This window comes from Anaerosalibacter sp. Marseille-P3206 (genome assembly GCF_900155565.1).
Taxonomy (GTDB): Bacteria; Bacillota; Clostridia; order Tissierellales; family Sporanaerobacteraceae; genus FUHM01.
The window spans coordinates 106,020-130,643 of record NZ_FUHM01000002.1; the positions used below are offsets into that span (position 1 = coordinate 106,020).

A 24,624-nucleotide genomic window follows, 5' to 3' on the forward strand; every position below is an offset into this window, starting at 1 on the left:
TAACATTATGGAAAATATAGAAATTGAAAATAACGAAATTGAAAACATAAAAAAACCAAAGAAGAAGAAAAATCGAAAGTTAAGAATGATATTGATTGTTTCATTTGTAGTAGTACCGCTGGTTATTGTAGGAATACTTTATAATACCAACAAGACATTTAAGGTAAAAGTAAATAATAAATTAGTTAAAGCACCAGGATTTGTTGGTAAATATTTTAGAAACTATCCTACTGAAAGTGAAAGAAATGATAAAAAGACTTATTTAGCTAATTATTATCTTTCCTTAGATAGTAGTAGTGCAGCAGATAAAATCTACATAGTTAAAAAGAATGATGAAAAGCTTTTTGATGATATAATCAAAATAATGAATGGCATATCTTCAAGTAAAACTTCTGAAATATTAAAGCTAGTTAGGAACATAGAACTTAGGAAGGATTTGCTTTTTTCAATACATGATGAAATACAAAAAGAAAAGCAAAACCAACTTAAGGATGAAATATCTAGACTTGAGAAAAATGATATTTTAGTTTCAATTAATGAAATTGAAAAAAAAGCTAATGAAGATACAGCTTATATGGACAAGCTTCCAAGTATTATAAGCTACATGAAAGAAAACAAGGCTTCAAGAATACTATATTATATTGATAAAGACATTAAAGATGTTGTAATGTCTAAAATTGAAGAAAACAAAAGAACAAGTTTAGAAAATGAAATGTTAAAATTAGAAATAGAAGATAATAGATTAGCAGATTTAGCTAGCCTGTATGAGGCTAAGCCCATAGATACTGCCATAGAAGAAATAGGGAATGCTGAAACTTATACTATGGATGAATTAGGTGCTATATATATGAATCTATCAGTAAAAAGATCAGCAGAAATTCTTTCGAAAGTACATGATGATAATTTTACAGAAGAGCTATTTACATCAATTCGAGATAAAGAACAACTAAATAAGGCTGAAGCTTCTAAGACTGTAGAGATAAGTGAAGCTATCCAGTTTGTAAGTGAGTATAATAGAAAAATTGATGAATTGGTGGCTGTATATGAAAAGATGAATCCTGCTACAGTAGCAAAGATAGTAGAAAACATGATGAACAATACAAGTACTGTGACTTCATTGGAAATAGATACAAAACCAGTTTATGAAATATCAGATTCAACAATAATAATGGATGTTTTAAGTAGGATAAAGAAACAAACCCTTTCTAAAATTATTGGGTATATGGATACAAAAAAGGCTTCCCAGCTAACTCAAATGTTAGCTAAACCATAAAAAAATTATGTAAAGGAGGTGAAATGTTGGAAAATATAAAGTCATCCATGCTTGAACTAAAGGGGTTAGATTGTTTTTTTTCATCTTCAAGGGGTAATAATATCTCAAAAAATGAGAAGGATTTTTTAAACTGTTTAAAACAAGCAAAATCTAATATATCAGAGAGTAGTGTTGAAAATAATCTACCTAAAGACATTAAACCAGTAAAAATGGAAAGCAAAGGTGAAACAATCAAAAACAAATCTACAAAAGATAAGACTAATGTAGTAATAGATGAAGAAGAAAAGGAAGAAATCTTTGAAGAGTTAGAAGGTATAAATGAACAAATAGTAGCAATTATATTAAATCTAATTGAATTAAACAAGACAAATGAAATGGAAAATGTAGAAGTAATTGAAGAAGATGCTGTACAATTACTTGAAGAATTAGAATCATTTGTGATGAATAGCAATGTAGATTTGGAGATTAGTGAAGAAAATATTGAGTTATTGAAAAATGTTACTGATAACTTAACTAAAGTAAAAGACTTGGTATTGGATTCAGAAAATGAGTTTGTAAAACAATTGGATGAGAACATAGTATCCAAATTAGAAACTCAAATACTTGAACTTGAGGAAAAGCTTAAGCCAGTAATGAGTAAAATACCATCTCTAGAAGTAAAAAATGAAATGCTAACAAAAGTAGAAAGTGAAGAAAAAGAAGAATTAGATAATACAAAAGCTATTTCTACTGATGAGGAGATTATTTTTGAAAAGAAGGAAACTCCAGAAATCAAGGTGGAAGAAAAAGCAGAAGTACCAGAAGAAAAACTTGAGGAAAACAAACTCAATACAAGCGATTCCTTTGAAGAACTTTCGAGTATCAATACAAAAACAGAACAAACATTCGATAAGAAAGTTGATAATATTATAAACAAAGAAATTGAAGTGCCTAAGGAAGAAGTATTAAAACAAATTATAGACAAAGGAAAAGCTATTATAGACAGTGAAAAGTCTGAAATAAGGATAAAGTTAAAACCAGAGATATTAGGTGATTTAGTTTTAAAAGTTGAACTAGAAAAAGGAGCAGTAGTGGCCAAAGCTATAGTTGATAATTATAGAGTCAAGGAACTATTAGAAGCGAATATTTATCAGCTAAAAGAAGGATTAGAAAAACAAGGTATGGAAATAAAAGCTTTTGAGGTTCAGGTGGGAAGTAATTCGGATTTTGAAAAACAAAACAGACAAAATACTTTTAATAATAGTAAAAAGAAAAAGATAAAAATGAAACAACTAGATTTAGATGATTTAAATTTGTATGAAGAAAGTACCATTTCATATGGTCCTAGTATAGGAAGTGAAAGCAAACTTGATTTAATGGCTTAGGAGGTGAAAACTTGGAGATTAACAATTTAAATAAGATAGAATACAAAGAACACATCTACAAGTTTGATGATAAGAAAAAAACTGAAGTAGGCAATTCTAAAAAAACTGGAGAACTAGATAAAGATGCTTTCTTGAAGTTATTAGTTACTCAACTTTCCAATCAGGATCCATTAAATCCTATGGAAGATAAGGAGTTTATTGCACAAATGGCACAGTTTAGTACTCTTGAACAAGTTCAGAATCTAAATGCAAGCCTTCAAAAATCCCAATCAGATATAAAGGATACTATAGAGGCTCTTAATAAAAATCATATAGATTCAAGTATAGAGACATTAAAGCAATTGCTTAATATTAGAAAAGCAATGGATACTTATTTTGGAGAAACTATAAAACCAGATACTAAAGTAGATTCTGAAAAACAAGAAACGCTAGTTGTTGCTGCAAATCCTGACAATGATTAGTTTGGAGTTGATTTTATGAATAGCATTAATATTAAACAATTAGAAAACAGGCTTATAAATACTTCTCTTCAACCAAAAGAGATAAAAACATCTCAAAACAAGAACTTTGAAGACATACTTAAAAAGATTCAAGCAAATAATGAAGAGATTAAGTTTTCAAAACATGCAGTTGAGAGAATGGATACTAGAAATATAGAACTTGACTCTGAAGATGTTCAAAAACTTCAGAAAGCATTTAAAAAAGCAGAAGAAAAGGGAGTCAAAGAAGCATTAATAATCATTGGAGATAAGGGATTTATTGCAAGTGTAAAAAACAAAACTGTAGTTACAACAATGACAAGGGATCAAATTAAAGAAAATGTTTTTACAAATATTGACGGGGCAGTGATATTATAACTGGACCTTAAAAGGAAGTTATCTATATCTGATTGATAGAGGATATAGCTGCCCTAAGTTTTAGGAGGTATGTATTATGATGAGATCAATGTTCTCAGGTGTATCAGGCTTGAGAGTACATCAAAATAAAATGGATGTTATAGGCAACAATATTGCAAATGTAAACACAGTAGGATACAAAAAAGGTCAAATGACTTTCCAAGAAGTATTCAGTCAAGTAATAAGAGGAGCTAGTGCACCTCAAGGAGGAAAAGGAGGTACTAACCCTCAACAAGTAGGCCTTGGTGTAAATATAGGCTCAATAAACACTATACACACAAAAGGACCAGCACAAAGAACAGACAATCCTACTGACTTAATGATAGATGGTGAAGGTTTTTTTGTAGTAAGTGATGATACAAATTTTCAAAATAGATTCTACACAAGAGCAGGTAACTTTTCACTAGATAGAGATGGAAATCTTGTTACACCTGATGGATTTAAGGTATTAGGGTATCAAGTTGATGGAAAAGGTGAGATTACAGATCAAATCGGAGGAATAGTAGTAAATAGATCAGAAACAGTTCCACCATCTGCTACAACCAAAATGAATATCAGGGGAAATTTAGATGCTAGGATAGCTGAAGGTGAAAAATATACAACAGATACTGTTATCCATGATAGTTTAGGTAATTCATATATAGTTAGATATAAGTTTACAAAAGGTGCAAAAGATGATGAAAAAAATACAAAATGGACAATGTCTGTTGATAGAATCATTGAGCAGTCTACTGGGAATTATGTAAAGTGTGACGGAGAGGATAAAGTAAATTTTGGTGATAATAATAGTGTAAATCTACTTTTTGATGCAAATGGGAAATTGATAAAAATAGGAGAACATGATATACAAGACGATAAAGAGGCTAATGATAAGATAAAAGTATTACTTAATCTTAAAGAAATAGCTTTTAATAAAGATGTAAATGATGAAGATATAAATGATGCAATAAAGCCTGCAGGAAATTTCAGTGAAATAACTGTTTTTGATTTTAGTAATAAAGACAATCTTTTAAAACTAACCCAATATGCAAATGATATGGATGCTAAACCATATACAAAAGATGGAAACACATCTGGGGTATTAAATGGTTTTGCTATAGATGCTTCAGGAGTAGTGGAGGGCATATTTACAAACGAGGAGAGAAAAAATTTAGGACAAATCATGTTAGCTAAATTTGACAACTCTATGGGGCTTCAGAAATTAGGAAACAACTTTTTTATTGATACTAGAAACTCTGGTGAACCTCAATTAGGAAAAGCTGATAACAGTGGCTATGGAGCAATTGCACCTGGTACACTTGAAATGTCAAATGTGGATCTTTCAATGGAATTTACTGAAATGATTACTACTCAAAGAGGTTTCCAAGCTAATTCAAGGATCATTACTACATCTGATGAGATGTTACAAGAATTAGTTAATATGAAAAGATAGTAATATAGTTGGGTAGATTCATCTACCCAACTATAAAAAAAGGTGGGATAATTATGATAAAGGTTAAGAGATTAAATGGCAAAGAGTTTGTAGTTAATTCGGATTTAATCGAATTCATAGAGGAAACTCCAGATACGGTCATTTCTCTAACCACAGGGAAAAAAGTGGTTGTACAAGAGTCAGTAGATGAAGTAGTTGACAAAATAATAGCATTTAAAGGACGAGCTATTGACTATTATAAAATGAATGTAGACAGAAAAGAGGTGTAACTATTGGATATAGCAACTATCATTGGTTTAATAAGTGGTATTGTTTTTATCATTGGTGGTATTGTAACATCAGGAGAATTAGGTTCTTTTTGGGATTTAGCTTCTGTTATTATAGTTTTAGGTGGTACTATAGCATCTACATTAATAAGTTACCCTATAAAAAGTTTTCTAAATTCCTTTAAGGTTGTTAAGAAAGCCTTCTTTAAAAAAGAAGCTTCACCAGAGCAAGTAATAGGTGATATAATTAATTTAGCAAATGTAGCTAGAAAAGAAGGTCTACTTTCACTTGAAGAATTTGGTCAGAAAATTGATGATGATTTTCTCAAAAAAGGTATTATGCTTATAGTTGACGGTACAGATCCTGAACTAGTAAGGAATATATTAGAAACAGAATTGGTATTTCTTGAAGAAAGACACTCTGAAGGACAAAGTATTTTTGAAACTATGGGAGCTTTTGCACCTGGTTATGGTATGTTAGGGACACTAGTTGGACTAATAAATATGCTTAAAAACTTAGATGATCCATCAACAATAGGCCCTAGTATGTCAGTAGCTCTTGTTACAACTTTTTATGGTTCACTATTAGCTAACTTAATATTTTTACCATTGGCTAATAAATTAAAAATTAGAAGTGGTAGAGAAATTTTAGTTAAAGAATTAATGGTAGAAGGTCTATTATCCATACAAGCTGGAGAAAACCCAAGAATTATTGAAGAAAAATTAAAGACATTTATACCACCAGAAATGAGAAAAGACTACAAAGGCCAGTCTGAAAGTGAGGGAGCATAATGAGAAAAAGAAAGAAAGAAGAAAAAAAAGGAGCTGCAGAATGGCTAACTACATATAGTGACATGGTTACATTATTGCTTTGCTTTTTTGTATTACTTTTTTCTTTTTCAAACATTGACGCACAAAAGTTCAGGAGTATTATGAGCTCATTTCAAGGTGGTGCTGGTGTTTTGCAAGGTGGTACAGCAATGGATATTCCTGAGAACCTAGCTGGTGATTACAATGTTGACGAAGACGAGCTTGAAAAGCTTAAAGGAGTTATTGAAGAGTATGCAGAAAGCATTGATTTAGAGAATAAAATAACTCTTACTACTGAAGAAAGAGGACTAGTAATTAGATTTGCAGATAGTGTTTTTTTTGATTCAGGAAAAGCTGATATAAAGCCTGAATCAAAGAAGATATTACATTATGTAGCAGAACTTTTAAACAGAAATGAGTTTAAGGAAAAACAGATAAAGGTTGAAGGACATACAGATTCTGATCCTATTTATCGCTCAATTACATATCCTACTAATTGGGAGTTATCAGCAATACGTGCAACAAATGTTTTAAGATATTTAGTTGAAGTTGAGAGTATTGATGGCGAAAGAATTTCGTCTTCTGGTTATAGCTATTATAGACCTATTGCTCCAAATGATACAAAAGAAAACAAGGCAAAAAATAGAAGGGTAGATATTGTTATTTTAAGAACTTCTGAAGAAGCCCTTGAGCCATAGAAATCAAGTGAGGTGGGAATATGGAAACGAAAAAGGTTATAATTATTATGATTCTTGTTATAGTTGTTTTATTTGCAATTTTTGGGACTATTATGGGTTTTGTTTTGTTTAAAAATAATGGTAGTAATTCGAATAAAGTTAAAGAAGCTGAGAAGTTTTATATTACATTAGATGATATGTATTGTAATTTAAAAGATAGTAAAAAGATAATTAAGATAAAAACTACCATTGAAATAATTGACGAAAAGACTTACACAACAATTCAAGACAGACAATTTTTAATAAGAGATGAAATAAATAAAATCATTAGAAACAAAAAAGAAGAAGATATACAAGGAAGAGAAGGTCAAATAGCATTACAAACAGAGATAAAAAATAGTTTAGTTAAGCTGTTTAATGATGAAAACATTATAAATGTATATTTTGACGATTTAATTATACAGTAGGGAGGTATCACAGTTGGCTGATATATTATCTCAAAGTGAAATTGATTCCCTACTTCAAGCATTAAGTTCAGGGGAAGTTGATGTACAAGAAATAAAAGAAGACGAAGGTTCAAAAAAAGTAAAAAAATATGATTTTAGAAATCCCCAAAAAATTGCCAAAGATCAATTGCGAACATTAGAAATTATACATGAGAATTTCGCAAGACTTCTACAAACTTTTCTTTCTGGCTATTTGAGGGCTCCAGTACAAGCTTCGATTTTAACAGTAGATCAATATGCTTATAGTGAATTTAGCAATGCTATTTCTAATCCAGCTTTTTTAAGTATAATTGATTTTGATCCACTAAATGGTCAGATACTTATAGATATTTCTACCAATATTGTATTTGCAACTATTGATAGATTACTAGGTGGAGATGGAGAAGAAATTCCTGAAATGAGGGGATTTACTGAAATTGAAATAGCACTTCTTAAAAAGACTATGGTAAGAACTATGGATTTAGTAAAAGAAGCTTGGGAAAATGTAATTGAATTGAATCCAAAATTAGAAAAAATAGAAGTAAATTCTCAATTTGCACAAATTGTACCTCCAAATGAAACTATAGCATTAGTTACACTAAATATATCTATAGGTTCTGTAGAAGGAATGATGAATGTTTGTATACCATATTTGGTTTTAGAACCAATATTAGATAAATTGAGTACTAAATATTGGTTTTCTAATACAAAAAAGACCATCACTAAGGATGAAATGAAGGCAATAAGGCAAAGAATGCTAGATACTAAAGTACCTATAAAAGCAGAATTGGGTTCAACAAATATTACAATTAGAGAATTACTCAATCTGCAGCCTGGAGATGTAATACGATTAGATGAACCAAATAGTTTAATCAATTTGAGAATTGGAAGTAAAGTTAAATTCTATGGAACACCTGGAGTTTCTAACAATAGAATGGCAGTAAAAATAGTAAAGGTAGTAAAGGATGGTGAGAACAACAATGACTAGTGATATGCTTTCTCAAGAAGAAATAGATGCTCTACTAAAAGGTGATAGTAATAAAAGTTCTGAAAGTGATTCTCTTGAGGAAATTAGTTTTGGAGATATAGAAAGAGATACTATTGGTGAAATAGGAAATATTAGTATGGGTACAGCAGCTACTACATTGTCTACTCTGCTAAATCAAAAGGTTATTATAACAACACCAACAGTAGAAATAACTACTGTAAATAAACTTTCAGATGAATATCAAATTCCTTTTGTAGCAATTGATGTTTCCTATAAAGAGGGGCTAGAGGGTTCTAATATACTTATTTTAAAAGTTGATGATGTAAAAATAATAACTGATGTACTTATGGGAAAAGAAGAGATAGATTTAGAAAGAGAACTAACTGAGTTGGATTTAAGTGCTGTTAGTGAAGTGATGAATCAGATGATGGGCTCTGCAGCTACATCTCTCTCTGAAATATTTAATCAAAAAATTGATATTAAACCACCGAAATCTTATGAAATAACTTTTAGCGAAGGAAAAGAAAAAATAGAAATGTTAAAAGGCGAAAAACCAATAGTTAAGGTTTCCTTTAGTATGATAGTAGGTGATTTAATAGATAGTCAAATCATGCAGCTGATACCTATTGATTTTGCTACAGATGTAGTTAAAAATCTTTTAGGTGGAAATGATGAAGTTGTTGAAAAAGAAATGCCATTAAAAGAAGAGCCTGTTGTAGAAGAGATGGCTTTTTATCAAGAAAAAGAACCAATTAAGGAGATTAAAACTACAAGTCCTAGACCTGAATATGAAGGCTCACCATCTAGAGGTGCAATTGAAAAAGACATGAATACTGTTACTGTTAAAAAACCAGTATTTGAAACCTTTGACAAGGAGCCTAACGTTAGCTATAATGAATCCATTGACTTAGTTGGTGAGATTCCTGTAGAAATAACTGCAGAATTAGGGAGGACTACTAAAAAAATTGGTGAAATATTAGAATATGGACCAGGCACAATTATTGAGCTGGAAAAGCTAGTAGGTGAACCATTGAATATTTATGCTAATGGAAAATTTATAGCAAAAGGTGAAGTAGTTGTAATTGATGATAATTTTGGAATCAGAATTACTGATATAGTAAATCCTTATAGGAGTTTTAATTAATATTATTTTAATGTTAGGGGGATATGAAAATGGCAAATAAAATATTAGTAGTAGATGATGCTTCTTTTATGAGAATGATGATTAAAGATATTTTAACTAAAAATGGTTTTGAAGTCGTAGGTGAAGCCGAAAATGGAGCAAAAGCTATTGAAAAATATAAAGAATTACAACCTGATTTGGTTATAATGGATATAACAATGCCAGAAGTAGATGGTATACAAGCTGTTAAAGAAATTAAAAAAATTGCTCCTGAAGCAAAAGTTGTTATGTGTTCAGCAATGGGACAACAAGCTATGGTAATAGAAGCTATACAAGCTGGTGCTAAAGATTTTATTGTAAAACCATTTCAGGCAGATAGGGTATTAGAAGCAGTTAAGAAAGTATTAGGTTAATATATGAAAAAGTGTATCATTTTCACAATTTGTATTTTGTTGGTTATTCCGAGTTTTGGTACTTCCACATCTGGTTTAGAGAATGATGCTAGTTTACCTTTGATGGTTTTTAAATCAATAATGTATGTAGTGATTTTTATAATTGTTATTTTATTTGCTATGTATGGAACAAAGTTCATAGCGAGAAGATCCCAATCGATGTTAAAGAGTAAGTATATTCATATAATTGACTCAGTAAATATTGGACAGAATACAAAGATAATTATAGCTAAAATATCAAATTTCATTTATATATTATCTTTAAACAACAATCAGACTTATTTAATTGACAAAATGAGTATAGATACTTTTTTTGAAAACGTAAAACAAAATAATTTTGAAGAATATTTAAATGAATATATTGATGGTAACAAAGATTGGGAAAACAGTTCTTTAATAATTAAAGATAAAGTAAAAAAAGTTTTGGACAAGATTAATTTTACAAAAATAGGTAAGGAAGACGAAAAAAATGAAAAAGACAGTTAGCATTATTGTCATCATGACAATTGTTTTATTATTTTCTAGTTTAGTATATGCACAACCAAATAATTCCCTATTAAACAAGAGGATAAAATTAGAAGATGCAGAAACTCCACAAGATTTCGTATCTTCATTACAGATACTATTCTTGTTTACAATACTAACACTTGCGCCATCAATACTTATAATGATGACTAGTTTTACAAGAATTATCATAGTATTATCCTTTATAAGAAATGCATTAGGATTACAACAGACACCACCTAATCAAGTTTTAATAGGTATTGCATTGTTTCTAACATTTTTCATAATGGCTCCGATTGGCAATCAAATTAACACAGAAGCTATCCAACCTTATCTAAACGAGGAGATAGACCAGAAAATTGCAATAGACAGGGCTATGGAGCCTATTAGAGAATTTATGTTTAAGCAAACTAGAAATAAAGATCTTTCATTGTTTATGAATGTGGCAAAAATTGATGAAGCTAATAATTTAAAAGATATACCAAATAGGGTTATTATTCCTGCTTTTATTATAAGTGAATTAAAAACTGCATTTCAAATTGGTTTTGTAATTTACATACCCTTTTTGGTAATTGATATGGTAGTTTCAAGTACATTAATGTCTATGGGAATGATGATGTTGCCGCCAGTTATAATTTCTTTACCTTTTAAAATACTTTTATTTGTTTTAGTTGATGGTTGGAATTTGATAGCTAAATCATTAATTCTCGGCTTTAAATAATGAGGTGATATAATGAATCAAGGAGATGTTCTTAAGTTAGCACAAGATGCAATAAGGACTATATTAGTTGTAGCAGCTCCAATGTTAGGATTTAGCTTGGTTGTAGGTTTATTAGTTAGTATATTTCAAGCTGTAACACAGATCCAAGAAGCTACTTTAGCTTTTGTTCCTAAGATTGTAGCTGTTTTATTATCTCTAATAATATTTGGTCCTTGGTTATTAAGAGCACTGACTGAATTTATTTCTGGAGTTTTTACAAACATTAATTTATATATTCAATAAGATAGGTGTAGATAGATGGATTTTATTATGGATGTTTTAACCAATAAGTATCAACTTTTTTTATTAATATTTGTAAGAGTATCTGGCATATTTATATTTTCACCAATATTTAGTTCGCAAAATGTGCCAAATCCTTTAAAAATAGGTTTTTCTTTTTTTCTTTCTATTTTATTAACTACTACATTAAATGTTAATTATCTATCTAGTATTGAAACAAACTATATCTTATTAATTATAAAAGAACTAATGGTAGGAATTATAATAGGGTATGTAAGTTATGCTTTTTTTAGCGCGTTTTATGTTCTAGGTCAAATAGTAGATATGGAAATAGGCTTTGGTATGGTAAATGTGATTGACCCTCAAAACAAAGTACAAGTACCAGTTATGGGAAATTTTTATTACATATTGGCCTTATTAGTTTTTTTGATGATTAATGGACATCATGTTGTAATAAAGGCCTTAATAGAAAGTTATGAATTTGTCCCAATAGGTAGTTTTTATTTTAGTGAGGGTATTACACACAAGCTTGTAGAAATATTGGCAAAGACATTTAGTTTAGGGTTTAGGATAAGTAGCCCTATTGTAGTTGTTATGTTATTAATTGACATTCTACTTGGAGTTCTTTCTAGAACTATGCCGCAAATGAATGTATTTGTTGTAGGAATGCCTTTAAAAATAATTGTTGGATTATTGATTGTTGCTGTTTCCATTCCAGTTTTTTATGCACTTACAGGCAAGGTATTTGATGAAATGATGGAGGATATTTACTATATTTTAAAGTCCTTCGTTAAAGGATGATGTAAATGATAATAAAACTAAATTTGCAATTGTTTTCAGATGGTGAAAAGACTGAGAAAGCTACTCCTAAAAAACGTAAAGAAGCTAGAGAAGAAGGACAAGTATTACAAAGTAGAGAAATAGCTGCGTCTTTTATGCTTTTAGTTTCTTTTTTAACTTTAAGTGTTTTTGGGAATTATATGTTAAAGAATATAACTAATTTTATGAGGCAAACTTTTTCAATAATCAATGATTTAGATCCTTATTTTACTTTTGATAGCATTAGATTAAATTTTTTCACTGTTATTTCAGTTTTTTTAAGTATAATTGCTCCAGTTGCATTAGTTACTGTTATAGCTGGATTAGTTATTAACTATTTACAAATAGGTTTTTTATTTACAACGAAAACTTTAAAACCTAAATTAAGTAGAATAAATCCAGTAGAAGGGTTCAAAAGGCTTTTTTCTAAAAGAGCTATAATGGAACTTATAAAGTCAATAATTAAGATTATTATAATTGGATATGTAGGTTATTCTTATATCAAGAAGAGAGCTGGAATATTATTAAAATTGCCTAATATGGGTATAAATCAATTAATAAAAAACTTTTCTGAACTTTCATTCGGCTTTAGTATGAAAATTATAGGAGCTTTATTTTTTATATCAATTATAGATTATATCTATCAGTGGAGAGAGTATGAGAAAAATTTGATGATGACAAAGCAGGAATTAAAAGAAGAATACAAGCAAATGGAAGGAGATCCATTAGTTAAATCCAAGATAAGGGAAAAACAAAGAAAAATGGCTTTTAGCAGAATGATGCAAGAAGTGCCTAAAGCTGATGTTATTATTACAAATCCTACTCATATTGCTGTAGCCTTGAAATATGATAGGGAAAATTCATCAGCACCTTATCTAGTGGCAAAAGGTGTGGATTTAATTGCAGAAAACATCAAAAAAGTCGCAAGAGAAAATAAAATTCCTATTGTTGAAAATAAGCCTTTAGCTAGAGCTATTAATGAAGTTGTTGAAATAGGTGAAGTTATTCCAGAGGAATTATACGAAGCGGTAGCAGAAGTTTTAGCATATGTTTATAGCTTAAAAGATGAAATTTAGGGGGATATTTAGCATGAAATTTGGCGATTTAATAGTAGCCATTGGTATTATTGCAATTATTATTATAATTATTATACCTATACCAAGTTGGACATTAGATATATTATTGAGTTTAAATATTTCACTGTCATTGTTACTATTACTTATTTCAATGTATACAGAAGATGTTCTTCAGATATCAATTTTTCCATCATTACTTTTAATATCTACAGTCTATAGATTGGCATTAAATATTTCAACAACAAGAAGTATTTTAAAAGATGGAGAAGCAGGTAAGGTTATTGAAACCTTTGGAGAATTTGTAATTCAAGGAGATATAGTAGTAGGATTTATCGTGTTTTTAATAATCATATTAGTTCAGTTTATTGTTATAACAAAGGGTGCGGAAAGGGTTGCAGAAGTTGCAGCAAGATTTACCCTTGATGCTATGCCTGGAAAACAGATGGCTATTGATGCAGATTTGAATTCTGGTCTTATTAATGAAGAGGAAGCTAGAAAGAGAAGAAAAGAAGTTCAACAATATTCAGATTTCTATGGTGCTATGGATGGGGCTACAAAGTTTGTCAAAGGAGATGCAATTGCTGGAATTATAATTACAATAATAAACGTTGTAGGTGGTCTTATTATTGGTATGGTTTCTAAGAACTTATCGTTTTTAGAATCCCTACAAAAGTACACTCTTTTAACAGTTGGTGATGGTCTTGTAAGCCAGATACCGGCATTACTAATTTCTACTGCAACAGGATTAGTAGTAACGAGAGCTGCTTCAGAGTCTAATCTTGGAAGAGATTTGATAAATCAGCTATTTGGCAATAACCCAATTTTAATGTTTATTATATCAGGAGTATTGGCATTATTGGGGATTTTTACTCCATTACCATTACCTCCTTATTTAGCTTTAGCGTTTATGTTTGGGTTTTTAGGATATTCAATGAAAAGACAAAAGAAACAAATTGTTGAAGAAGAGGAACCAGTACAAGCAACAGAAGCTGAAGAATTGAGAAAACCAGAGAATGTAATGTCATTACTTAAGGTAGATGACATAGAACTTGAATTTGGCTATGGGCTTATACCTTTGGCAGATGTTAGCCAAGGTGGAGATTTACTGGATAGAATAGTGATGATAAGAAGGCAAATAGCAATGGAACTAGGATTAGTTGTACCTATAGTTAGACTTAGAGATAATATTCAACTAAATCCTAATGAATATGTCATAAAAATAAAGGGAGTTGAAGTTTCTAAAGGGGAAGTCTTTTTCGATCACTATTTAGCTATGAATCCAGGAACAGCTGAAGGAGATGTAGAAGGAATAGATACTGTGGAACCTGCCTTTGGATTACCTGCTAAGTGGATTACAGAAAAGGAAAGAGAAAAAGCAGAAGTATTGGGCTATACAGTAGTAGACCCACCTTCAGTAATTGCTACTCATCTTACAGAAATAATTAAGGAAAGGGCTTATGAATTAATCGGTAGACAAGATGTTAAATTGTTAGTTGATAATGTTAGAGAAGAATATCCTGCAGTTGTTGAAGAAGTTGTTCCTAAAGTATTATCATTAGGGGAGGTTCAAAAGGTTCTTTCTAATTTATTAAGAGAACAAATTAGTATTAGGGATATGGTTACAATATTAGAAACATTAGCAGACTATGGTAATGTTACAAGGGATACAGATTTACTTACAGAATATGTACGCCAGAGATTATCTGGTTATATAACTAATAAATACGTAGGGAATAATGAGTTAAATGTCGTTACTCTAGATAGTGAAGTTGAGGAATTGATTATGAATTCTATAAGCAAAACTGAAACAGGCTCATATTTATCTCTAGAACCTAAAAATGCACAAAAGATACTTAGTAGTACTTTGAAAACCGTACAAGGATTAGCATCTATAGGTGAGCAGCCCATTGTACTTACTGCTCCAATAGTAAGATTTTATTTTAAAAGATTAACTGAGCAGATAACGAGAGACTTAATCGTCCTATCATATAATGAAATTGAATCCTCTGTTGAAGTACATTCTGTAGGGATGGTGAATATATAATGAAAGTTAAGAAGTATGTAGGTGCAAATACTCAAGAAGCTATGAATAAATTAAAAAAAGAATTAGGTTCTGAAGCTATCATACTAAATACTAGAGTTATAAAGCAGAAAGGGTTCTTTAATTTTTTCAAAAAACCGTTAGTTGAAGTAACTGCAGCGATTGAGGATAAATACTTAAAATCAACTGATGACAAGACGGCTAATATAGATGAAATAAATCATGAATTAAGAAAGTTAAGATCTTTAGTAGAAGAAGTAGCTGTAAATGTTAATAGTGATGAACAGACTTTTAATAGTAACTTAGAAGTATATAGAGATAAATTAGTTAGCAATGGTGTAGATTACAACATTGCTACAAGTATATTAGATAATATTAATGTACAAATAAATCTTAAAGATAAAACTAAAGAGGAAATTCAAAAGATTATTTGTTATAATATAAAGGAACACATTGGTAATGCAGAACCATTAGACTTAACCGATGCACCTAAGATTATATTTTTTGTTGGACCTACTGGTGTTGGTAAGACAACGACTCTAGCAAAAATTGCAGCTCAATTAGTTATTAAAGATAATTATAAAATAGGATTAATTACTGCAGATACTTATAGGATTGCTGCAGTTGAACAACTAAGGACGTATAGTGAAATTTTAAAGCTACCGTTGAAGATAATATACAAACCTGACGAGATTTATAAAGCAATGGCAGAATTTAATGATAAAGATATAATATTAGTTGATACAGCAGGGAGAAGTCACAAAGATAAAACTCTTATTAACGAAACAAAAGTTTTAATGAACACAGTAAAAAACAAAGAAGTATATCTAGTATTAAGTGTAACAACTGACTTTTTAACAATGAGTTCTATTGTAGAACAGTATAATTTTATAGATGATCTTAAAGTTATTTTTACTAAACTAGATGAAGCAGAAACTTATGGAAATATTTTAAATACAATGTTTAAACATAGATGTAAACTGTCTTATTTTACAATGGGACAAGATGTTCCAGATGATATAAAAATAGCAAATCCAGATGAAATTGTAAAACATTTGATGGGGGAGAACTAACATGGGAGACCAAGCTGAAAAACTTAGAAAGATAATGGAAAAAAACACTAATAACAACTCGTCAAATGATAGCGATAAGGAAAGAGCAAAGATAATATCAGTAACTAGTGGTAAAGGCGGCGTTGGAAAAACAAGCTTTATCATAAATTTAGCAATATCATTAAAACAATTAGGATATAAAGTAGTTATTATAGATGCAGATATAGGATTGGCTAATGTAGATATAATTTCTGGTGCCATATCTAAGTTCACTCTTGCAGATTTATTTTTAAGTGAAAAAGATATATTTGATATTATGACAGATGGCCCAGAAGGTATAAAGATAATATCTGGTGGATCAGGACTAAGTGATTTTTCGTTAATAGATGATGCAAATTTAGATAAATTAATAGAGGAAATAGGGAAGTTAGAAAATTATTCGGATTTTATATTAATTGACACTGGAGCTGGAATTTCAAACAATGTGTTAAAATTTTTAGCAGTTTCAGATGAAGTTATATTAGTGGTTACACCTGATCCAACATCTTTAACTGATGGATATGTTTTAGTAAAAGCTCTTACATTAAGTAATTATAAAAACTCTATTAATATTGTTGTCAATATGGTAGAAAATAAAAGGGAAGCAGAGGAAGTATTTATTAAATTAAATACAGTCTCCAATAAGTTTTTAAGAGTTAATTTAGAGTCTCTAGGGTATTTAAATAAGAGCAATGTTGTTTCAAATGCTATAAGGAACCAAACGCCCTTTATTCTTAATAATCCTAATAGTTCAATAGCAAAAAAAATAAATATTATGGCATTAAGTTTTATTAATAAAGAAGAAAAGAATTTTAGAAAAAAAGAAAGTAATAGTTTTTCTCAAAGAATTAAAGAGTTTTTCTTAGGAAAGGGTGGTATGTTCATATGAACATAAATGAAACTCAGTTGAATATAGGAGATAAAATTCAAATAATAAGGACTCGAAGGGATATGAGTTTTATATATCCAAGTCAAATACTAGATGTTTTAGATGAAAATACATACATTATAAGTGGTCCAATTACAATGAGTACTATAGTCCCTGTGTTTATCAGTGAAAATATAGAGATTATATATGTTGTAAAAGATAAAGGTAGATATAAATTTGATGCAATAGTTTTAAAAAAGCAAGATGATAATATATATAAATTAGTTATAAAGAAAACAGGAAATGTAAAGAGATTACAGCAAAGAAGTTTTTATAGATTTAATTTAAAAATTCCAGTTAAAAAATTTTTTACAATAAAAATAGGTGAAAAAGAAAAAGTTATAGAAGAAAATTGTGAAACCAAAGACTTAAGTGGCAGTGGAATGAAACTATTATCTAACTATGATCATGATATAAATGATATTGTTGAATGTCTATTTGAAATAGATAAAAAGAAAGTACATATAAAAGGTAAAATTGTAAGAAAAGACAAAATTGATAATTTTTCTTTTAAATTTGCATTTGGCATATATTTTACAGATATAAGAAAAGAAGATAGAGAAGATATTGTCAAATATATTTTTCAACAAGAAAGAATAATGATAGAAAAAGGATTGATTTAAATGATTAAAGTACTTATAGTAGATGATTCTGCATTAATAAGAACTATAATTAAAGACATCATAGAAGAAGATAATGAAATAAAAGTTATTGGAATTGCTAGAAATGGAAAAGAAGCTCTAGAAAAAATACCTAAATTAAATCCGGATGTAATAACATTAGATGTTGAAATGCCAATTATGGATGGGATTACAACATTAAAGGAAATAAATAAAAGATATAGTATTCCTGTTATAATGTTAAGTAGTCTCACTACTAAAGGGGCAGAAATGACTTTAAAGGCTCTTGAGATAGGTGCTGTAGATTTTATCCCTAAACCGAAAAATGTATTCGATATAGGAAGCAATTCTGTAAGAAAAGATCTCATTGAGAAAATTAAAGTAGTTTCAAAATTAAAATCAATAAAAAAAGATATAGAATTTACTGAAACTAAAAAAACTAAAAATAAGACAATTGTTACTGCGAAATCCTATGGAAAAGAATATGAAAGTATTGTAGCGATAGGAACATCAACTGGGGGGCCTAGGGCATTGCAACAATTAATACCCAAAATACCCCCAAATATAAATGCTACAATTGTTATAGTACAACATATGCCGCCAGGATTTACTAAGTCCTTAGCAAATAGATTAGATACACTGTCAGAGGTAAATGTGAAAGAGGGTGAAGATGGAGAGATTTTAAAAAGAGGTTACTGTTATATAGCACCTGGTGATTTTCATATGACTGTAGTGGAAACTAATAGGGAATTAAAAATTAAATTAGATAAAAACCCACCTGTATCAGGCTTAAGACCCACCGTAGATGCATTGATGGAATCAGTTTCAAGACTTATTCATGTAAAAAAAATTGCTGCTATTTTAACTGGTATGGGTTCAGATGGGACAATAGGAATCAATGAAATTAAAAAAAATAATGGATTTACTATTGCTGAGGATGAATCTACTTGTGTTGTTTATGGAATGCCAAAATCTGCTATTAAATCTGGTGCTATAGATGTAGTGCTACCTATTGATAAAATTGCAGATGAAATAATAAATAGAGTGGGGGGATAAATTGTGGACTTGGACATTAATCAATATTTAGATATTTTTGTAGAAGAAGGTCGAGAGCATTTACAAAACATGAATGATATATTACTCGAATTAGAAAAAGATACAGAAAACCAAGAATTAGTAAATGAGCTTTTTAGAATTGCACATACTATTAAAGGTATGGCAGGAACTATGGGATTTAATAACATGGCAAATCTAACCCATGAAATGGAAGATGTATTACAAGCTATTAGAAGTTCAGAAATTAAAGCCACTACTGAAGTAATAGATATATTATTTGAATGCTTTGATGCTTTGGATTTAAATGTAAATTATATATCGGAAAATTCTAAAGAAACAGAAGATGAACACTCTGAGTTAATTAGTAAACTAACAAGTGTTTTTAATTCTAAGTTAGAAGAATCTAATAATAATAATAATACAGCTAAAAATCAAAGTAATGAGTTTGATGCATATGTAAATAATGCAATACTAAAAGCTGAATCGAACAATTTAAATACTTATGAAATAAATATTAAATTAAGCGAAAATTGTATGCTTAAAGCTGCAAGAGCTTTTATAATCTTTAATACGATTGAAAGTTATGCTGAAATAATTCATTCAAATCCAGCTGTAGAAGATATTGAAGATGAAAAATTTGATAGGGAGTTTTTATTGGTAATTGTTACGGAAAAAGATATAAATACAGTTAAGGATAGTTTATTTAGTATATCCGAAATTGATAACTTTGATGTAAATCCAATTAAAGCTGAGCTAGAAGAGAATATTAAAGAAAAACCAACTACAAAACCTGTTGATAAGCCTAACAAACCATCTACTAAAGCAACTAATACTACAACAAAAACGACAAAGGTTGGAAAAACTGTTAGAGTGGATATAGACAGATTAGATAATCTAATGAATTTAGTTAGTGAACTAATAATTATTAAAACAAGAATGGAAGATATGGGTGAAGCTTCTAGTCAAGAAGATATGAATGAAGCAATTGAGTATTTAGAAAGGATAACTACTAGTCTTCATGATGCTGTTATGAAAGTAAGAATGGTTCCAATAGAGAGAGTATTTAATAGATTCCCAAGAATGGTAAGAGATTTGTCTAAAGAACTAAATAAGGAAATAAATCTTGAAATGACTGGTGAAGAAACAGAAGTAGACAGGACAGTAATAGATGAAATTGGAGACCCATTAGTACATCTTATAAGAAATTCAATTGATCATGGAATAGAACATCCTGAGGAAAGAGTGCAGAATGGAAAGAGTTCAGATGGTACTGTTAAATTGAAAGCATATCCAGATGGAAATAATGTAGTTATTGAAGTAGAAGATGATGGAAAAGGAATTAATCACGAAGTAATTAAGCGAAAGGCATTAGAAAAGAATTTAATCACAGAAAGAGAAGCTGAAATCTTAACTAAAGAAGAATCAGTAGAACTACTATTTAAACCTGGATTTAGTACTGCTGAGACTATATCAGATGTTTCAGGTAGGGGAGTAGGCTTAGATGTAGTTAAGAGTAAGATTGAGTCTGTAAATGGTTCGATAGAAGTAGAAACAAATTTAGGAAAAGGATCTAAATTTATAATAAGAATTCCACTTACATTAGCAATTATTCAAGCGTTACTAGTTAAGTTAGGTGATGAAATATTTGCTATACCATTAAGTTCAATTGCTGAAATAACAAGTATTCAAAAAGACGATATTAGAAATATTCAAGGCCAAGAAATTATACTATATAGAGAAAAAACTCTACCTATTGTAAGATTGAATCGTATGGTGGGATTAGACGAAGAAGAGGAAGATGAATTAACTGTAGTTGTAGTTAGAAAAGGAGATAAGCAAGCTGGAGTTATAGTTCGTAGTTTAATTGGGCAGCAAGAAATTGTAATAAAGCCACTAGGGAAGTATCTATCAAACATTAAGTATTTAGCTGGAGCTACAATACTTGGGAATGGAAAAATCTCTTTGATATTAGATGTTAATTCTTTATTCTAAAGGGGGGAAGATAGTGACTACAGAGATGGAAAACAAATATGTTATATTTAAAATAGAGAATGAGTATTATGGACTAAATATTGAAAATGTACAATCTATTGAAAAATTTCAAAACTATACTAGGGTACCAAATGCCCCTAAATATGTAAAAGGGGTTATTAATTTAAGAGGAGAAGTAGTTCCTATATTAGATCTAAGAATAAAACTAAATCTTAGTCCAAAAGAGGTTGATACTAATACTAGGATAGTTATTGCTAAACAAGATGAATTAGTTATAGGATTAATAGTGGATGCATCTAGCGAAGTTTTAGAAATAAGTAGGGAAAATGTAGACAAACCTCCTACTAATGGGGATGATGAATCTCAAGAATATATTAAAGGGATTGGAAAAGAAAAAGATAGATTGATTATTATTATTGATTTAGAAAAATTATTAGAGTAAGAATGATGAGGTGTTTGTATGTCATTAGATATAGATAATCTTAATGATGTGATGTTGGATGTATTAAAGGAATTAGGAAATATTGGTTCTGGGAATGCTGCGACTGCTTTAGCAACTATGATTTCTAAGAGAGTTGATATGAATGTACCTCAAGTAAAAATATTAGAATTCCAAGATGTACCTAAAATTTTAGGCGGAGAGGAGACTCCGGTGGTTGGAATTTATTTTGAAATGACTGGTGAAATTGTAGGGAATATTATGTTTGTATTAAGTTTAGAGTCAGCAAGAAATTTAACAAATATTTTATTTGGTAGAGAAGATACTTCTAGTAATTTAGATGAAATGGATTTATCAGCATTATCTGAAATTGGGAACATATTAGCCTCATCATATATTAATTCATTGAGCGCTTTAACTGGTATGAAATTAAATGTTTCTGTGCCATCTTTATGTATTGATATGGCTGGAGCTATAATAAGCGTTACTGCTATTCAATTTGGCTATATTGCTGATAATATAATATTTATTGAAACTGAGTTTGAAGAAGGTAATAGTACTGTTTCAGGTAATTTGTTTATGATACCTGAAATTGATTCTTTTGAAAAATTACTAAATAGTTTAGGGGTATGTTAAGATGGAAGTAGTTAAGGTAGGTATGGCAGATCTAAATGTTTTAAAATCTCCAGGCATATTAACAACATTAGGATTAGGTTCTTGTGTTGGTATAGCACTATATGATAAGGATAAAAAAATAGCAGGATTGGCTCATATTATGTTACCGTCAAGTTTAGAAATAAAAAACAATACCAATAAAGCCAAATTTGCTGATACAGGTATAGAACTTCTTGTTGAAAGAATGCTTCATATTGGTGCAAGTAGAAGAGTACTTAAAGCAAAGATTGCAGGTGGTTCCCAAATGTTCAATTTCAATTCGGATAGTGATATATTAAAAGTTGGTCAACGAAATGTATTAGCTACTAAAGAAAAATTAAGAGAATTAAAAATACCAATAATTGCAGAAGATACAGGTGGAAATTATGGTAGAACTATCGAATTAAGTTCTTTAGATGGTTCTTTATTAGTGAAAACTATTGGACATGGGACTCAAGTTATTTAGCTTATCTGCAGGAGGTTTTGCTTTATGATTACTGAAGAAATTTGGATAAAATATAAAGAGACTGAAGATAAAAAACTTAAAGATTTATTAATAATTAACTATGTTCCTTTAGTCAAAATAGTAGCAGGAAGGATGTACAATTTTTACGGAAGTAAAGTTGAATTTGATGATTTGCTTGGTTATGGTATACTTGGACTAATAGATAGCATTGAAAAGTTTGATATAAGTAAAAATATAAAATTTGAAACTTATGCTCAGATAAGAATAAAGGGCGCTATTATTGATAATATTAGAAAATTAGATTGGATTCCTAGGTCTTTAAGGAAAAAATCAAAACTAGTTCAGCAGACAATGCAAGAACTTGAAAACAAGTTAGGATATACTCCATCAAACATTGAAATAGCTAATCACTTAAATATCGGTGTTGAAGAAGTAGAAAATATATTATCTGACATTGCTACATTTAATGTTGTATCTCTAGAAGAATTTTTAAAAAACAAAAGTGAGGGTATTTTAGATTCAAAAGACAATAGTGAGTTACCTGATGATGTATATGAAAAGAAAGAAATAAAAGCTATTTTGATTGATACGATTAATAATTTACCTGAGAAAGAAAAGCTCATTATTTCACTATATTATTATGATGAATTAACTTATAAGGAAATTGGTAATATTTTAGACTTATCTGAATCTAGGATATCTCAAATACATAGTAAAACTATGTTAAAATTAAAGAATGACTTAATAAAGAAAGGAATAAACGACCATTAAACAAGGGGGATGTTTATGGACAATGACAATAATCAAATCATAGTAGAAGTAAGCAGAAATGGACTTGAAGCCTATTTGACGCTTAAACAAGAAGGATATTTAGATACTGATTTTTCATATGAAGAAGTTTTAAATAAAATAAAAGATATAATTAAGTCAGATATTGACGAGCAGATTGTCAAAGAAATAGTTTATCAAAAGATATATAATGATAAGTTACGTATAGCCAAAGGACAGCCACCGGAAGATGGAAAAGATGGATACATAAAGTATTTCTTTGAGGACAAGAAAAAGATTACACCTAAGGTAAATACAAATGGTACAGTTGATTACAGAGAACTAGATTTAATTAATAATGTAAAAAAAGGAGATATACTTGCAGAGATTATTCCTCCCAAGGAAGGTAAGGATGGTATTAAAGTCACTGGTGAGATTATCCCGTATAAAAAAGGTAAGTTGCCTTATCTAAAACCTGGTAAAAATGTTAAAGTTTCAGATGATGGAGTTAAACTTATAGCAACTAGTGATGGACAAGTTAGATTTATGGGAGATAAAGTAGTTGTTTTAGATATATTGAATTTAGAATCGGTAGACAATTCAACGGGTAATATATCTTTTAATGGTACTGTTAAGATTAAAAACAATGTACTAAGTGGTTTTGAAGTGAAGTCTAGTGGAGATATAGAAGTTTCAGGTGTTGTTGAAGGTGCTATATTACAAAGTGAAGGCAATATTTTAATTAGAAAGGGAATACAAGGATATAATTGTGGTAGGATAAATGCTAGAGGAAACATAATTTCAAATTATATTGAAAATTCATTTATTTATTGTAATAATAATTTGACTTCAGAGGCAATTATGCATAGTGAAGTAACTTGCAGAGGCGAGATAAATGTTATAGGTAGAAAAGGACTTATAGTAGGTGGAGTTTGTAGAGCAAGAACTATGATTAAAGCAAAGACTGTTGGTTCGAGGATGGCTACTGTAACAGTAATTGAAGTTGGCTCTGATCCAGAATTAAAATTTAAATATGAAAAACTTGAAAAAGATATTTGCGAAATAACAAATAATCTAGATAAGGTTAAAAAAACAATAACTTTATTAGAAAATATGGCAAAGGCAAATAAATTGGATGATAATAAAAAAGAATTATACAATAATTTATTATATACTCGGGAGAATTTAGAAGATGAGTTTGCCAATTTAAATAGGGAATATATAATTGTCAAGGCAAAGTTAAGCGATACTTCATCAGGTAGATTAAAAGTCGAAGGGACTGTATATCCAGGCGTAAAAATCGTAATGGGTAATAATGTCATCTATATAAGGGATGAAATGAGTCATTGTACTTTTTATAGAGAAGGCGGAGATATAAAAGTTGGTCCCTATTAAGGGGTGATT

The 24,624-nt window shown here is 29.6% G+C and carries 28 protein-coding genes; all 28 read left to right on the forward strand.

Translation table 11 applies throughout. The features are described 5' to 3' along the window. Nucleotides 1-7: 7 nt before the first annotated feature. The 28 genes from BQ9840_RS01715 to BQ9840_RS01855 all read left to right on the forward strand — a co-directional run bounded on the left by BQ9840_RS01715 (nucleotide 8) and on the right by BQ9840_RS01855 (nucleotide 24,615). The gene (locus BQ9840_RS01715) at nucleotides 8-1,273 is read left to right on the forward strand and encodes a hypothetical protein (RefSeq protein WP_077367454.1); all 1,266 of its coding nucleotides are present in this window, start codon (nucleotides 8-10) and stop codon (nucleotides 1,271-1,273) included. 26 nt (nucleotides 1,274-1,299) lie between these two features. Then, complete coding sequence (locus tag BQ9840_RS01720) at nucleotides 1,300-2,637, forward strand: flagellar hook-length control protein FliK (protein ID WP_159436056.1); 1,338 nt, start codon at nucleotides 1,300-1,302, stop codon at nucleotides 2,635-2,637. 11 nt (nucleotides 2,638-2,648) lie between these two features. Beyond that, nucleotides 2,649-3,098: a flagellar hook assembly protein FlgD gene (locus BQ9840_RS01725; RefSeq protein ID WP_200804843.1), complete on the forward strand. Its 450-nt coding sequence runs from the start codon at nucleotides 2,649-2,651 to the stop codon at nucleotides 3,096-3,098. 15 nt (nucleotides 3,099-3,113) lie between these two features. Beyond that, nucleotides 3,114-3,494 carry a TIGR02530 family flagellar biosynthesis protein gene (locus BQ9840_RS01730; RefSeq protein WP_077367458.1) on the forward strand — a complete coding sequence of 127 codons (381 nt, stop codon included), beginning with the start codon at nucleotides 3,114-3,116 and terminating at the stop codon, nucleotides 3,492-3,494. Nucleotides 3,495-3,570: 76 nt separating this feature from the next. Next, nucleotides 3,571-4,965, forward strand: a complete 1,395-nt coding sequence (locus BQ9840_RS01735; protein ID WP_077367460.1) for a flagellar hook protein FlgE — start codon at nucleotides 3,571-3,573, stop codon at nucleotides 4,963-4,965. 53 nt (nucleotides 4,966-5,018) lie between these two features. Then, entirely contained in the window at nucleotides 5,019-5,234 is a 216-nt protein-coding gene (locus tag BQ9840_RS01740; RefSeq protein WP_077367462.1) for a flagellar FlbD family protein, read from the forward strand. A gap of 3 nt (nucleotides 5,235-5,237) precedes the next feature. After that, entirely contained in the window at nucleotides 5,238-6,023 is a 786-nt protein-coding gene (locus tag BQ9840_RS01745; protein ID WP_077367464.1) for a flagellar motor protein, read from the forward strand. Further along, a complete protein-coding gene (locus tag BQ9840_RS01750; RefSeq protein WP_077367466.1) occupies nucleotides 6,023-6,739 on the forward strand; it encodes a flagellar motor protein MotB in 717 nt (238 codons plus the stop codon). The genes BQ9840_RS01745 and BQ9840_RS01750 overlap by 1 nt, the downstream gene beginning before the upstream one ends. Before the next feature lie 20 nt (nucleotides 6,740-6,759). After that, on the forward strand, nucleotides 6,760-7,185 hold the full coding sequence (fliL, locus tag BQ9840_RS01755) for a flagellar basal body-associated FliL family protein (RefSeq protein ID WP_077367468.1): 426 nt from the start codon (nucleotides 6,760-6,762) through the stop codon (nucleotides 7,183-7,185). A gap of 13 nt (nucleotides 7,186-7,198) precedes the next feature. After that, nucleotides 7,199-8,191 (forward strand): flagellar motor switch protein FliM, encoded by a 993-nt coding sequence (gene fliM / locus BQ9840_RS01760; RefSeq protein WP_077367470.1) that lies wholly within the window; start codon nucleotides 7,199-7,201, stop codon nucleotides 8,189-8,191. Then, complete coding sequence (fliY, locus tag BQ9840_RS01765; RefSeq protein ID WP_077367472.1) at nucleotides 8,184-9,335, forward strand: flagellar motor switch phosphatase FliY; 1,152 nt, start codon at nucleotides 8,184-8,186, stop codon at nucleotides 9,333-9,335. Before fliM ends, fliY begins: the two co-directional genes overlap by 8 nt. Before the next feature lie 29 nt (nucleotides 9,336-9,364). Further along, a complete protein-coding gene (locus tag BQ9840_RS01770; RefSeq protein ID WP_077367474.1) occupies nucleotides 9,365-9,727 on the forward strand; it encodes a response regulator in 363 nt (120 codons plus the stop codon). 3 nt (nucleotides 9,728-9,730) lie between these two features. After that, the gene (locus BQ9840_RS12390) at nucleotides 9,731-10,252 is read left to right on the forward strand and encodes a flagellar biosynthetic protein FliO (protein WP_143254306.1); all 522 of its coding nucleotides are present in this window, start codon (nucleotides 9,731-9,733) and stop codon (nucleotides 10,250-10,252) included. Beyond that, complete coding sequence (fliP, locus tag BQ9840_RS01785; protein ID WP_077367479.1) at nucleotides 10,236-10,991, forward strand: flagellar type III secretion system pore protein FliP; 756 nt, start codon at nucleotides 10,236-10,238, stop codon at nucleotides 10,989-10,991. Before BQ9840_RS12390 ends, fliP begins: the two co-directional genes overlap by 17 nt. Before the next feature lie 12 nt (nucleotides 10,992-11,003). Continuing rightward, nucleotides 11,004-11,273, forward strand: coding sequence for a flagellar biosynthesis protein FliQ (gene fliQ / locus BQ9840_RS01790; protein ID WP_077367481.1), 270 nt, complete (start codon nucleotides 11,004-11,006; stop codon nucleotides 11,271-11,273). Between the two features lie 15 nt (nucleotides 11,274-11,288). Further along, the gene (gene fliR / locus BQ9840_RS01795) at nucleotides 11,289-12,071 is read left to right on the forward strand and encodes a flagellar biosynthetic protein FliR (RefSeq protein WP_077367483.1); all 783 of its coding nucleotides are present in this window, start codon (nucleotides 11,289-11,291) and stop codon (nucleotides 12,069-12,071) included. A gap of 5 nt (nucleotides 12,072-12,076) precedes the next feature. Next, a complete protein-coding gene (gene flhB / locus BQ9840_RS01800; RefSeq protein ID WP_077367484.1) occupies nucleotides 12,077-13,165 on the forward strand; it encodes a flagellar biosynthesis protein FlhB in 1,089 nt (362 codons plus the stop codon). Between the two features lie 13 nt (nucleotides 13,166-13,178). Beyond that, on the forward strand, nucleotides 13,179-15,209 hold the full coding sequence (gene flhA, locus BQ9840_RS01805; RefSeq protein ID WP_077367486.1) for a flagellar biosynthesis protein FlhA: 2,031 nt from the start codon (nucleotides 13,179-13,181) through the stop codon (nucleotides 15,207-15,209). Beyond that, the gene (gene flhF / locus BQ9840_RS01810; protein WP_234978595.1) at nucleotides 15,209-16,279 is read left to right on the forward strand and encodes a flagellar biosynthesis protein FlhF; all 1,071 of its coding nucleotides are present in this window, start codon (nucleotides 15,209-15,211) and stop codon (nucleotides 16,277-16,279) included. Before flhA ends, flhF begins: the two co-directional genes overlap by 1 nt. Before the next feature lies 1 nt (nucleotide 16,280). Further along, entirely contained in the window at nucleotides 16,281-17,186 is a 906-nt protein-coding gene (locus BQ9840_RS01815) for a MinD/ParA family protein (protein ID WP_077367490.1), read from the forward strand. Beyond that, a complete protein-coding gene (locus BQ9840_RS01820) occupies nucleotides 17,183-17,848 on the forward strand; it encodes a flagellar brake protein (RefSeq protein WP_077367492.1) in 666 nt (221 codons plus the stop codon). The genes BQ9840_RS01815 and BQ9840_RS01820 overlap by 4 nt, the downstream gene beginning before the upstream one ends. Then, nucleotides 17,849-18,901: a protein-glutamate methylesterase/protein-glutamine glutaminase gene (locus BQ9840_RS01825; RefSeq protein ID WP_077367494.1), complete on the forward strand. Its 1,053-nt coding sequence runs from the start codon at nucleotides 17,849-17,851 to the stop codon at nucleotides 18,899-18,901. A 3-nt stretch (nucleotides 18,902-18,904) separates the two neighbouring features. Next, nucleotides 18,905-20,893: a chemotaxis protein CheA gene (locus BQ9840_RS01830; RefSeq protein WP_200804844.1), complete on the forward strand. Its 1,989-nt coding sequence runs from the start codon at nucleotides 18,905-18,907 to the stop codon at nucleotides 20,891-20,893. A gap of 13 nt (nucleotides 20,894-20,906) precedes the next feature. Next, nucleotides 20,907-21,335, forward strand: a complete 429-nt coding sequence (locus tag BQ9840_RS01835) for a chemotaxis protein CheW (RefSeq protein WP_200804845.1) — start codon at nucleotides 20,907-20,909, stop codon at nucleotides 21,333-21,335. An 18-nt stretch (nucleotides 21,336-21,353) separates the two neighbouring features. Further along, nucleotides 21,354-21,968, forward strand: coding sequence for a chemotaxis protein CheC (locus tag BQ9840_RS01840; protein WP_077367496.1), 615 nt, complete (start codon nucleotides 21,354-21,356; stop codon nucleotides 21,966-21,968). A 1-nt stretch (nucleotide 21,969) separates the two neighbouring features. Then, nucleotides 21,970-22,452 (forward strand): chemotaxis protein CheD, encoded by a 483-nt coding sequence (locus BQ9840_RS01845; RefSeq protein WP_077367498.1) that lies wholly within the window; start codon nucleotides 21,970-21,972, stop codon nucleotides 22,450-22,452. A gap of 24 nt (nucleotides 22,453-22,476) precedes the next feature. Further along, complete coding sequence (locus tag BQ9840_RS01850) at nucleotides 22,477-23,223, forward strand: FliA/WhiG family RNA polymerase sigma factor (protein ID WP_077367500.1); 747 nt, start codon at nucleotides 22,477-22,479, stop codon at nucleotides 23,221-23,223. Nucleotides 23,224-23,238: 15 nt separating this feature from the next. Continuing rightward, a complete protein-coding gene (locus BQ9840_RS01855) occupies nucleotides 23,239-24,615 on the forward strand; it encodes a DUF342 domain-containing protein (protein WP_159436057.1) in 1,377 nt (458 codons plus the stop codon). The last annotated feature ends 9 nt before the right edge of the window (nucleotides 24,616-24,624 follow it).

Bases quoted from the DNA above. Each gene is read 5' to 3' on its own strand.
- BQ9840_RS12390 (WP_143254306.1), top strand. From the start codon at position 9,731: ATGAAAAAGTGTATCATTTTCACAATTTGTATTTTGTTGGTTATTCCG.
- flhA (WP_077367486.1), top strand. From the start codon at position 13,179: ATGAAATTTGGCGATTTAATAGTAGCCATTGGTATTATTGCAATTATT.
- fliQ (WP_077367481.1), top strand. From the start codon at position 11,004: ATGAATCAAGGAGATGTTCTTAAGTTAGCACAAGATGCAATAAGGACT.
- BQ9840_RS01815 (WP_077367490.1), top strand. From the start codon at position 16,281: ATGGGAGACCAAGCTGAAAAACTTAGAAAGATAATGGAAAAAAACACT.
- BQ9840_RS01855 (WP_159436057.1), top strand. From the start codon at position 23,239: ATGGACAATGACAATAATCAAATCATAGTAGAAGTAAGCAGAAATGGA.
- BQ9840_RS01750 (WP_077367466.1), top strand. From the start codon at position 6,023: ATGAGAAAAAGAAAGAAAGAAGAAAAAAAAGGAGCTGCAGAATGGCTA.
- BQ9840_RS01770 (WP_077367474.1), top strand. From the start codon at position 9,365: ATGGCAAATAAAATATTAGTAGTAGATGATGCTTCTTTTATGAGAATG.
- BQ9840_RS01735 (WP_077367460.1), top strand. From the start codon at position 3,571: ATGATGAGATCAATGTTCTCAGGTGTATCAGGCTTGAGAGTACATCAA.
- BQ9840_RS01730 (WP_077367458.1), top strand. From the start codon at position 3,114: ATGAATAGCATTAATATTAAACAATTAGAAAACAGGCTTATAAATACT.
- flhF (WP_234978595.1), top strand. From the start codon at position 15,209: ATGAAAGTTAAGAAGTATGTAGGTGCAAATACTCAAGAAGCTATGAAT.
- fliR (WP_077367483.1), top strand. From the start codon at position 11,289: ATGGATTTTATTATGGATGTTTTAACCAATAAGTATCAACTTTTTTTA.
- BQ9840_RS01825 (WP_077367494.1), top strand. From the start codon at position 17,849: ATGATTAAAGTACTTATAGTAGATGATTCTGCATTAATAAGAACTATA.
- BQ9840_RS01845 (WP_077367498.1), top strand. From the start codon at position 21,970: ATGGAAGTAGTTAAGGTAGGTATGGCAGATCTAAATGTTTTAAAATCT.
- BQ9840_RS01850 (WP_077367500.1), top strand. From the start codon at position 22,477: ATGATTACTGAAGAAATTTGGATAAAATATAAAGAGACTGAAGATAAA.
- BQ9840_RS01840 (WP_077367496.1), top strand. From the start codon at position 21,354: ATGTCATTAGATATAGATAATCTTAATGATGTGATGTTGGATGTATTA.
- fliY (WP_077367472.1), top strand. From the start codon at position 8,184: ATGACTAGTGATATGCTTTCTCAAGAAGAAATAGATGCTCTACTAAAA.
- BQ9840_RS01740 (WP_077367462.1), top strand. From the start codon at position 5,019: ATGATAAAGGTTAAGAGATTAAATGGCAAAGAGTTTGTAGTTAATTCG.
- BQ9840_RS01820 (WP_077367492.1), top strand. From the start codon at position 17,183: ATGAACATAAATGAAACTCAGTTGAATATAGGAGATAAAATTCAAATA.
- fliL (WP_077367468.1), top strand. From the start codon at position 6,760: ATGGAAACGAAAAAGGTTATAATTATTATGATTCTTGTTATAGTTGTT.
- fliP (WP_077367479.1), top strand. From the start codon at position 10,236: ATGAAAAAGACAGTTAGCATTATTGTCATCATGACAATTGTTTTATTA.
- BQ9840_RS01715 (WP_077367454.1), top strand. From the start codon at position 8: ATGGAAAATATAGAAATTGAAAATAACGAAATTGAAAACATAAAAAAA.
- flhB (WP_077367484.1), top strand. From the start codon at position 12,077: ATGATAATAAAACTAAATTTGCAATTGTTTTCAGATGGTGAAAAGACT.